The following is an 11,299-nucleotide window of genomic DNA, read 5'->3' on the forward strand; positions in this document are numbered from 1 at the left end:
GACCAGACCGCCATTGCTGTCAGACGACAGGGTATAGCCATACGTGCTGGCGTTCGGCACGTTCAGCGAATACGTGCCACCGGTGGTGTAGAACGTGATGCCACTCGCCGTTGTGCTGACACTGGTGACGCTGGCCTGCGGGATGGACGCCAGCTCAATCGTGTCTGTGGGCGACCAGCCCGAAATGGTATTCGTCGGCATGGTCGTGCCACTGATAACCAGGTTCGCACCATCACCAGAAAGCAGGATGCTATTGCTGCCAACAGTGCCGTTGACGACCAGTGTACCACCAGAAGAGACAACAGCCTGCCCTGAAATTGTACCCCCGGAAACAACAGATACAGTACCTCCACTCTTAATTGTAGGTGTAGAGATCGCTGCGCCATTCAAAACATTGAAGGTAACGTTATTGGAAACAGTCCAGGTTCTATTATCTTTAAAACCGGATTCCAGATTAACAACGCCACCATTTGACGTAAATGTTGTATTATTTGTTCCACCGGTCGCTGTGTAAACATTCATTGTTCCACCATCGACGACCGTGCTCGATACAACACCGCCCTGAACGTTTATCGTACCACCGGAAGGAATACGCGAAGCGGACAGAACAGCGCCCGAATTAACGGTAATTGTGTTTCCGCTGGTGGCGTAATTTCCGCTAGTGGCAGTAAATGTTACACCAGACTCCAGAATAAAGTTACCACCAGTACCAACGATAGTCGTGTTTGACGTATTGTTTGTGTATAAATCCAGCGTTCCACCGCTGATGACCAGATTTCTTCCTGCTCCTGCATTGGCGAGAAGAGTTGCAGATGCACCACTGCCGATTGTCTGGTTAGCAAGAACTGCACCGGAAGACGTGATTTCCGTTGTGCCAGATCCGGAAAGTACGCCGCCTGAAATAGTGGCTGCGTTTGTAATAGTGCCCTTCAGAACAGTTGCGGAATCCGCAATAATGGACGCACCAGTGGTGATCTCCGCCCCGCTAATGACAGCACCAGAAGTTGCGCTCAGCACACCACTGCTGAAAGCATAGGCTGCCAGTACTGTCGAACCACTCTGAGCGTCAACAGTTCCACCACCGGCGATAAACGGGTTATCGGCTGTGCCGCCAACGTAGACGTGCCTGATACCCCCGCTTTGAATCACCCCTTGATAGGAAGAGCCACCACTAGAGATATAATCCTGTCCTGCGCTGCCAACGACACCGTTGCGGACAATGCCACCGAAGCCAACGTAACGTTGCCCACTGTTGCTTTGATCCTGTGTGGCTCCGCCGGATGAGACAATTTCTACATCCCCATAAACGAGAGCATTTGAGACCACTTGCCCAGAAGTAACTCTATAAGTCGCCATTGCGTGTGCATCCTCAATCATCAGCCATCAAGCGTAATGTGAAAGTGTTCACGCTCTGGCCAAGTGAACTGTCTCACTGCAATTGCCGGTCATTTTTATGAGGGACAGCAGCGGTGAGAGAAAAATGTAAACACCGGAGAAACATGAGCTCAAGCTTTTTTCGTGGGAATATCTCAGGGAACTTTAATGTTTTATTTACGAATGGATGATGGAACCGATCTGAAGAAATAAGCAGATCAAAAAACTTGGGAAATAATCACATGTTTTTCTGTTTCCTCATTCTCATCCCTAGAGATGCTTTCAATTCGAACCTGAGAAATATAGATGGATCAAACAGAAGATTTTTCTCTTACAAGCAGGATCATATTATGGATTCGGACTCGCATTTGATGATTCTTGATTTAACTCATTCTTGAAATATAGTCCGAAACGGCACTTTTTTGAGGTCATGATGGGGCTTGAGGGTTTTATACCTTACCCTTCCCTTCAGCATGGTTAACGACCGCCTTTGATCATTTTGAGCCTTAAACCCTGCTGATATTTTGAACTGCTCCTACTGATGCCCCCCCTGTTGCGCCTGCCATTCCCATCACGAACAACAACGAGAGTCCTCGCGTTTCACGCATAAAATCAGACTGCGCGGCGTTTGGTGACATCCACTTTGACGTAACGTCGAAGTTCCTCTCCCGTAAGAGTATCTGTAACATTAACAATCGTGGATGCCTGACCAGCATACATGACCTTCCCTCGATCCAGCATTCGCTCCAAGGTCGATGATCCAGTCTGCCGCGAGCATTGCATCCAGATTATGCTCGACCACCAAAACTGTTATCCCGCGTTCTACAAGTCCGTTGATCACAGTCAATAACCGGGATGCCGTGCAAACCCGTTGTCGGTTCAGCAAGGATAAGTATATCGACATCCTCATCAAGCACGGACGCGAGCTTCACGCGCTGTCTTTCGCCCCCTGAAAGGATTGAAGTGGAGCGTCCGATTGTGAGATATCTCAGACCAACGTGCCGTAGACACTCAAGCATCTTTCCGGCATCCGGGTCCGTGAAAAACGATGCAACCTGATCTACCGGCATCGCCATAAGCTCGGAAATATTGCGATTATCGAAGTAATAGCCAAGTGCTATTTCATTAAATACAGTACCATTACAAACTTCACAGGTCATCGCCGTACTTTCAAGAAAAGCGAGTTCCGTCACAATGACACCGCCCCCTGCAGACGAGACAAGCTCCCTTTGACGCATTGGTAAACCAGCTACCGGATAAACCATTAGATCGCGCAAACAGATCTCGGATGTGCTCCGTGCCCCCCCCCCTGTAAGTCGCGACCATAGATGTCGTGCTCCCACGTAAGAGGCTCTGGTTGATAGCCGTCGCGGAAGGCATGACCTCTAGAGTTTTCTTGATAAGAGAGCTTCTGCCGGAGCCGACAACCCCGTCAGGGCAGTGAGAACCTTACGGGGAATATCGACGTCAATGCCCTGAAGGTTATTGAGATGAGCATTAGGGACCTGGATAGGATCACCGTGAGGCGTGCGACAGGATGTAGACTACGTTCTGCTCAAAAGTATTCCCCAGTGGGCGTTTGAGTCTTTTGTAATTTTGTACGGGGCCCGGAAAATAGAATTTCTCCACCTGCTTCCCCTGATCCAGGTCCCATATCAACTACGAAATCGGGAATGTCGATTATGTCAGGATCGCGTTCCACAAGAAGGTTCGTAAACCTTTGTCGCAAGGCACCTCAGGATCGCCCCGAGATGGCGCAGGTCCCGTGGATGCAAACGCCAGTTTGAAAAGCAAAACAGGCAGCATGAACCAATATTTTCATTCTGAATTAAAAATGAAAATTTATAAGCATCAGCGATCGCTGCACGGAATCATTTTTCGCAGAGAATACAGCGGTCATCTTAAGCAAAGGTAATAGAACGTCAGGATGCATATGGTGTGATGACGCTACGGTGGCTGTCTCCGCTTCAACGTCGCGAGCATAGAATAAACATTGGCATATGATGGGTCTTGGAGGCGTCTTGCCCGCAAGCTTTCTCCTGCCTTGCGACAGAAGCTGCCTTTGGAGCGACAAGTGCAACAGTACGCATTTCGGACATAAGAGGCAGATTACGAATATATTCTGGGCCATCAAAACGGTACCAACAAAAATGAAGCGCGTTAGCCAACATTTTCCGTCATTAGGATCGTAAAATTTGGTATACACCAATATGTAAAAGTGTTAAATTTATACAACTTACATAGTTAGCTATATAGGACCTCGTTCGATGCTGGCTGCTACAGATCTGACACCTTCCTGCGAAGTGCGCTGGCTTTCAGTCCTCTGTGAGAATGACTACGAATTTCTTGGCTTTCCAGATGTCACCCTTCAGTCATCCGGGGACCACACGTGCAATATCGTGCTTAGTGCTGAGAGATAAGGGTTTGACCACCTCCTCCTGCCTTCTGGATATAGTCTTGGATTAGGCATGAGTGCATTTGTCAGCAGAATGGCTCCGACGCTGCGACAGACGTTTTTCTGATGGAGCCCGATCCGCTTGAATGGGCGCAAAATGTTGTCACTCCCGATCAGATCCCGACCAAATTACGTGTCTATCAGGACTACGAAATGAAAGCTTTCATTCAGTCTGGATATCCCCATCAGAGTGAAGGTGAGCTGTTCACTCGGCATGTCTTTCCGTCCCTAAACCGTGCCCGCCCTCCCGGCTCAGCTGAAACCTACATGTTGCTTTACGAAGCACGCACAACAAGGACTTTTCCATGACCTGGACCCCCGATCCATCCCGTTATGAAACAGCGACCTTCCGCCGTTGTGGTCACTCCGGCCTTGATCTGCCACCTATCTCCCTTGGTCTGTGGCATAATTTCGGCGGCGTTGATGTGTTTGAAACAGGTCGGGCCGTCATCAGGCGCGCGTTTGATTGCGGCGTCACACATTTCGATCTAGCCAACAACTACGGCCCTCCTTACGGGTCCGCAGAAGAAAATTTTGGCACGATTCTGAAAAAGGATTTTGCAGCTCACCGCGATGAAATGATTATTTCTTCGAAAGCTGGATGGGACATGTGGCCCGGCCCCTATGGCAACGGCGGCTCACGCAAATATCTACTCGCCTCTCTTGACCAAAGCCTTCAAAGGATGGGGCTTGAGTACGTCGATATTTTCTACTCCCATCGGCCAACACCAGATGTGCCGCTCGAGGAGACGATGGGTGCCTTGGTGCAGATGCACCGACAAGGAAAAGCACTCTATGTCGGTATTTCGTCCTATGGTCCTGAACGGACAAAGCAGTCTGCTGCCATTCTGAAGTCTGAAGGTGTACCACTGCTCATCCATCAACCTTCTTATTCAATGCTCAATCGCTGGGTCGAGATAGAACTGCTCGATACGCTTGAAACCCTCGGCGTCGGCTGTATCGCTTTCTCTCCACTCGCCCAAGGTCTTCTGACGAACAAGTATCTCAACGGGACGCCAGAAAATTCGCGGGCGGCAGCAGAAAATTCTTTTAAACGGACAATGCTTTCGGATGAGAACATCGCACACGTGCGCGCCCTGAATGATATTGCACGACGGCGCGGTCAATCCCTCGCGCAGATGGCTATCGCCTGGATCCTGCGAGATCCCCGCGTCACGTCCGCGCTCATTGGCGCACGAAACATCCAACAGCTCGACGATTCACTTGATGCTCTTCAGAACCCGTCATTTAGTGACGAGGAACTCCAGTTGATCGATCAATATGCACGTGAAGGGCATATTGATCTGTGGCGAAATCTTTCAGAATGAAATGCTCATAAATTACCCAAGAAATATTTTACCCAGCCTACAAAATTAGGCTGGGTCTCGATATTTTTCAAAAATCAAAAGCATATATAAAGTCCAACCTCAGAATACTCCCACCAACTACGTGAAGTTTCTTCTGTAAATTACCTATACTTTGTAGCGTAATTTATCGACGACGAGAGGCAATACGGACGAATTCTTTCGACTTGGATAGTACAAGTGGTAGCCTGGGAAGGTTGGACACCAGTCCTCTAGAACCCTTACCAATCGACCAAACTTGATATACGCCAGCACTGCATCTTCAGGGAGATAGGCAACCCCTAACCCATCAAGCGCAGACTTGATTCGCAGAGCTAGATTGTTGAAAACAAGCTGCCCTTCAACGCGAACATGTATTTCCTGCCCATCTTTTTCCAGATCCCAGGGAAAAATGCCCCCATAAGTCGGCAAGCGAACATTAATGCAATTATGGTCCATCAGATCCTGAGGCGTTTGCGGCAAAGGATGCCGCTTGAAATATCCCGGCGATGCAACAACCGCCATGCGCATATCAGGCCCGATCCGAACCGCAATCATGTCTTTGGCGACCTGCTCTCCCATCCGGACACCAGCATCATATCCTTGCGCCACGATATCGGTCAGGCCATAGTCTACAATCAATTCAACATTGATATCTGGATGATCAGAGAGAAAACGTTTCAAGGCCGGCTGAAGAATAGAAAGTGCTGGATGCTCCCCGGCTGTGATCCGCACTGTACCGGCCGGCTTATCACGCAAGGCAGTCAGAGCTGTTAGCTGGGCTTCTATTTCGCTCAATCTCGGCGCCAGTGTCTGGAAAAGACGCTCACCAGCCTCGGTCGGAGCGACACTCCGGGTTGTTCGTGTCAGCAAGCGCAAGCCAAGCCGCTCTTCAAGAGCACGAATGGTCTGACTGAGAGCTGATTGAGAAACCCCCATTTTTGCTGCCGCTCGTGTAAAGCTCCGTTCCTGTGCAACAGCCGCAAAGGCTGCAAGATCATTGAAATTCTCATGCGCCATTGATTAGACTTTCTAATAACATGGTTCGCTTTATAGCGTCCCATCACAGAGCACAATGCGAGAAAACCGCTCAGGAATGCCTTATAAGGCATGAATCCAGACTACGAGTGGACAGAAGTTTTAGTGCTGAAATCGTCCATTCTGGCGAGCAAACAGCGACAAACGGCCCCTCAGGGACACAGCTTGTAAAAGCTACTCTCAATGGCACAATCCGGGCCATGCAGCGACGCAGACAGTTCTTGTTGAGAGTTAAAGAAGCTTATTTTCATGCCGCTTATATGCCCGTGCATTCCAGCATCATGCCCGACAGCGTGTCCTGCCCTTCTGAACTCGCGAGAAGGCACATCTTCTGCGACGAATTAACACAGCAGAGAATCTGGGCATCGAGAATTTTGTGTTGCATGAGGGCTGGTTCGACAGCCTGATAACTTACGCAGTCTCGGAAGTTGGAATGTCACCCCTCAATATTTCCCCGAACGGACTAAACGCCCTGGCCGACCATGCTCATGGCCTTGGCATGCAACTCGGTCAGTGGTTCGAGTCTGAAATGGTCCATCTTTCTACGGTGAGCCCCGCTTGATTTGAAAAAGGAATCACTGTCAGCGCTGCTGTTTTGCAAGATATGGAACGAACACTCTCTAGACTTTATCCTGCGCGGGTACTGGTTCTGGAATGCCGACCGGTTCACGGCATGAATGGCTAATTTCGATGCGGAGCGTGTCTCTCGCAGCATGGCTCCACAGTAGAACGTTTCTCCTTCAAACACGCCCAAATCGGCATCCAGCACTTGGTTTCGCAAACTAAGCTACGAAACAGCCCTCCCTCTCAGAATGTTCGTGACGAAAAACAGCAGGCCCCAAAATCAAATTAATAAGTGAGACTTATATCTGTATATAAATATAAGGACCTAATCATATACGATATTTGACGATAAGATCTTTAGGGTTTTTATAAATTTCAGTTTCCGGTAGGTGGATGTTCGTTTCCGGAAGGGCACAGGAATATATATTGGCGTCAGACTATCAGGGCATACCTTCTCTACTCGCATCAATTCTGATGGAATCTTCATCCTTTCTGAATGAAAGCGTTTCTGCTGTCTGTGATGCGATAGATTCTGTTGGCATGCCCTGACCCTGCATCAATCTGTTTTGCGTAGTTTCAGCGCAAGATATTTCCCGGCCCTTCCACACGATTGGATAATGGTTTTTGTGGAGTAGGTTTTTGTGACACGAAATGGAAATGGCTCGTTTCCTGGCCATCTCAATGCCTCGCCTAATGCGATCAGAACGAGCCAGTCCTTGAGACTGATGCGTCGGGACGTTCTGCTTTCTGGATTTGGGGCCATGCTCGCTTACGGAATTGGTGGGGGGAGTTCTGAGGCAGCAGGCGTTACGACTGATCCGAATATTGCACAATTCATGGATATATCCTGCCGCATGACGGATCGTCAGCATCTTGATCCACAGGTTGGTGCGGCACTCTACAATGGAATTATCCACTCCGTTCCAGAACGCAAAGCCCAGCTTTCCAAGCTATACAACATCATGAAGGCCAATAACCCGGGCACTTCTGCGGAACTCGCAAAGGCCGCAGAACAGGCTGATCTGGCTTTCAAGGATGTCATTCATGACATCATGATCGGCTGGTATCGTGGCGTTGCTGACGGAAAGGTCGTTGTCTATCGCACGGCCCTGATGTTTGATGTCACCAAAGATGCCATTTATCCCAAAACCTATGCGGCGGGCGGTCCGTTTTACTGGACCACCCAGCCCCCAGAGGTGGAGCGTCCGACGGGACAGCCTGCGCTTTCCGCATCCCCCTTCGTCGTAGAACCCACCTAAAGCCGGAAAAGCCTCATTCATGTCTTCTGACCAGAACCTCTCCGCCGATGTCGTCATCGTCGGCTCCGGTGTCGCGGGCAGCTCTATTGCCAATGAGTTGGTGCGCGCCGGAATTTCTGTTGTCGTACTCGAAGCTGGCCCCCGTGTGGATCGTCAGCATTTCGTCGAGAATTTCCGCAATCTGGAAAACAAGCCGTCCTATCAGGGGCCTTTTCCATCCACCCCGTGGGCCCCTCACCCGCCCAACCAGATAACGCCCAACAAATACCTGCACACGACCGGGCCAAACGCCGAAGCCTATCAGCAGGTTTATCTGCGAATGATGGGCGGCACGACGTGGCATTGGGCCGGTTGTGCATGGCGTTACCTGCCGTCTGACTTCGAGCTCAAGACCCGCTACGATCAAGGTCGTGACTGGGCCGTCAAGTACGAGGATCTAGAGCCATTCTACTATCAGGCTGAGGTCATGATGGGCGTGTGTGGCCCTGATCCGAAAGTCGAAGATCTAGGCTCTCCGCGTGCGCAACCCTACCCGATGGATGCACTACCGCTCTCGTATGCGGCGCAGCAGTTCCGCCAGCTCATTTCAGAACAGACACCGTGGCGCGTTGTCCATGAACCTCAGGCTCGCAATACGCGCCCGTATGATGGGCGCCCGACCTGTGAAGGCCATAACAACTGCATGCCGATCTGCCCAATCGGTGCCATGTATAATGGCAGCTATTCCGTCTACCACGCGGAAGCCGCCGGCGCGAAGTTCGTAACCAATGCCGTCGTGTACAAGATTGAGCGCGACGAAGCGAACAAGAAGGTCACGGCTGTTCACTATTACGATCCGGACAAGGGATCGCACCGCGTGACCGGCAAGTACTTCGTCATTGCGGCACACTGCATCGAAACAGCCAAGCTGCTTCTGGTCTCCGCCGATGAGAAAAGCCCGACCGGGGTTGCCAACAGCTCCGATCAGGTTGGCCGCAACATGATGGATCATACCGGCGTTCAGGTGACGTTCATCAGCGGCGACAAATCTCTTTGGCCTGGGCGCGGACCTCTGGAAACCAATGTCATCGACAATTTCCGCGATGGCGACTGGCGCGGTGAGCATGGCGCATATCTCGTCCACATGGTGGATGACAACCAGGTGGATTTCGCAACACAGCTTGCAATTTCAAAGGGATATGTCGGCAAGGATCTGGAAGAGCAGATCCGCTATCTGGCGTCGCACACCGTCCGTCTCTTCAGCCACAATGAGGCCCTGCCCGATCCGGACAACCGTCTGACATTGAGCAAGACGAACAAGGACGCGCTGGGGATCCCGCATCCGGAAGTCTATTATAAGCTTCCGGAATACACAGTTCGCAGTTGTGAGCACACGCGAGGCGTCTTCAAGCAGCTTATCGGCCTGATGCATGGGACCGATGAGGAATGGACACCGGGCTACTTCCCGCAGGATCACCCCTCCGGGAGCACCATTATGGGAACGGACCCGAAGAACTCCGTGGTGGATGGCCATTGCCGAACGCATGACCATGACAACCTGTTCATCGCAAGTTCGTCCGTGTTTTCCACGGTTGGAACCGGGAACATCACCCTCACCGTCGCAGCCCTTGCGCTCCGTGTTGCTGATACGCTGAAAAAAGAACTGCTTCATGCCTGATTTCAAGAAAGTTTTTGCGTCTTTTCTGATCAGTGGCGCCGTTCTGGGTGGAATGGGATATTCTACTGCCCGTGCAACTGACGTGGGACAGGACGTTATGTCCCGTGGTGCGTATCTGGCGACTGCAGCAGACTGTATTGCCTGTCACACCCGCCCAGGCGGCAAGCCGTTTGCCGGGGGCCTGAAAATTGCGACCCCGCAGGGTGACGTTATTTCCACCAACATCACACCTGATGCGGAACACGGGATCGGCGCCTATACGGAAGCTGATTTCGAAAAGGCGCTCCGTCACGGTGTCCGCAAAGACGGTGCTTACCTTTACCCGGTCATGCCGTACGTCTCCTATGCGGGCATGACGGACCAGGACGTGCATGCGCTCTATACGTGGTTCATGCATGGCGTTCGCCCTGTTGCAGAGAAGCCCATCGAGACGCATCTCAGTTTTCCTGGCAACATCCGCATGTCGATGATGGCCTGGAATCTGCTTGCTGGCAGAGAGAAGCAGGAGACCGGGGATTCCTCCCAGTATGACAAGCTACGTCGCGGCCACTATCTCGCAACTGCTCTTGAACACTGTGGAACCTGTCACACACCGCGTAACATGATGCTGATCGAAAAGCAGAGCCAGTATCTGGGTGGTGCACCGCTTGCCGGCTGGTATGCACCAAACATCACGCCTAGTGCGACAGGAGGGATCGGAGACTGGAGCGAGGATGACCTCGTAGCCTATCTCAAAACCGGCCGTGCCAAGAACCGCAGCCAGGCTGCAGGCCCCATGGCTGAAGCCGTCGAGCATAGTACCAGCCATCTGACGGATGAGGATCTGCACGCGCTTGCGGCCTTCATCAAGCAGATCCAGCCTCATGATGATGACAAGGATCATCAGGCCCGCGACAGTCTGGGCAAAGCGGCTTACAATCCGGACCTTCGCTCTGGCGAACTCACCCGTATTGACAATCTGCACGAAAAGTCTGGCGCAGAAATCTACACCGGCAATTGTGCCGCCTGCCACGGGCAAGACGGTGCAGGCACGGCAGATCAGTATGCCCCGTCACTGTATGCTAATTCAGTCGTCGGTTCCGAGCGTGTTGACAACCTCATTATGGCCATCGTCTACGGTGTGGACAGGAAAACGCCTGCAGGCGGCCATGCCAGCATGCCAGGATTTGGTTACAATTCTGACGTTCAGCGCCTGAGCGACGAAGAAATCGCTCGACTGGTCAACTACGTAACCGCGACGTTTGGCAGCGGTGATCATCATGTCACAGCAGAACAGGTCGCCAAGACCAGAACAGATCATCTTGAAACCGCAGTTTCCCATGTCATGGTCAAAACCACGACGGGTAACAGCACGCCATAACGTTTGTTAGGTGGAGTGGAAGCGTCAGAAGGGAGCATTTTTCCCTTCTGACGCTTCTACTATTCTGAGCTTGGTACTGACCACTCTATGGGAATTAACGTCCATTTCCTTGGTATTTTCATCTCTTAATTTACAGAAAAAATGCTTTCCCGAAGAAAAACATCCAAGTCTCGTCATTCTTGGGAAATATTTTTTTCGCGCTTTCCTACGGAAGAGATGGGCAAATCTCAGGCTTCTTCATTGTATGAC

At 51.2% G+C, this 11,299-nt stretch carries 7 protein-coding genes and 1 pseudogene; 5 read left to right on the forward strand and 3 right to left on the reverse strand.

From position 1 onward, the window contains the following. Both KP708_RS10005 and KP708_RS15770 read right to left on the reverse strand, forming a co-directional pair. Nucleotides 1-1,356 (reverse strand): annotated as a pseudogene (locus tag KP708_RS10005) (hypothetical protein); the annotation flags it as partial. An 806-nt stretch (nt 1,357-2,162) separates the two neighbouring features. Continuing rightward, entirely contained in the window at nt 2,163-2,612 is a 450-nt protein-coding gene (locus tag KP708_RS15770) for an ATP-binding cassette domain-containing protein (protein ID WP_252348094.1), read from the reverse strand. A 1,522-nt stretch (nt 2,613-4,134) separates the two neighbouring features. Between KP708_RS15770 and mgrA the strand changes: the two genes are divergently transcribed. Further along, nucleotides 4,135-5,157: an L-glyceraldehyde 3-phosphate reductase gene (gene mgrA, locus KP708_RS10015; RefSeq protein WP_215751119.1), complete on the forward strand. Its 1,023-nt coding sequence runs from the start codon at nt 4,135-4,137 to the stop codon at nt 5,155-5,157. A 144-nt stretch (nt 5,158-5,301) separates the two neighbouring features. Here the strand turns inward: mgrA and KP708_RS10020 are convergent, their stop codons facing one another. After that, nucleotides 5,302-6,192 (reverse strand): LysR family transcriptional regulator, encoded by an 891-nt coding sequence (locus KP708_RS10020; protein WP_215751120.1) that lies wholly within the window; start codon nt 6,190-6,192, stop codon nt 5,302-5,304. A gap of 349 nt (nt 6,193-6,541) precedes the next feature. Between KP708_RS10020 and KP708_RS10025 the strand changes: the two genes are divergently transcribed. The 4 genes from KP708_RS10025 (at nt 6,542) to KP708_RS10040 (ending at nt 11,050) form a co-directional block, all read left to right on the forward strand. Beyond that, nucleotides 6,542-6,772 carry an alpha-galactosidase gene (locus KP708_RS10025; RefSeq protein WP_215751186.1) on the forward strand — a complete coding sequence of 77 codons (231 nt, stop codon included), beginning with the start codon at nt 6,542-6,544 and terminating at the stop codon, nt 6,770-6,772. A 643-nt stretch (nt 6,773-7,415) separates the two neighbouring features. Then, nucleotides 7,416-8,033, forward strand: a complete 618-nt coding sequence (locus KP708_RS10030) for a sorbitol dehydrogenase family protein (RefSeq protein ID WP_371822784.1) — start codon at nt 7,416-7,418, stop codon at nt 8,031-8,033. Nucleotides 8,034-8,052: 19 nt separating this feature from the next. Next, complete coding sequence (locus tag KP708_RS10035; protein ID WP_215751121.1) at nt 8,053-9,690, forward strand: GMC family oxidoreductase; 1,638 nt, start codon at nt 8,053-8,055, stop codon at nt 9,688-9,690. After that, nucleotides 9,683-11,050, forward strand: coding sequence for a cytochrome c (locus KP708_RS10040; RefSeq protein ID WP_215751122.1), 1,368 nt, complete (start codon nt 9,683-9,685; stop codon nt 11,048-11,050). Before KP708_RS10035 ends, KP708_RS10040 begins: the two co-directional genes overlap by 8 nt. Nucleotides 11,051-11,299 lie beyond the last annotated feature (249 nt).

This window comes from Gluconobacter sp. P5H9_a, assembly GCF_018812085.1.
Taxonomy (GTDB): domain Bacteria; phylum Pseudomonadota; class Alphaproteobacteria; order Acetobacterales; family Acetobacteraceae; genus Gluconobacter.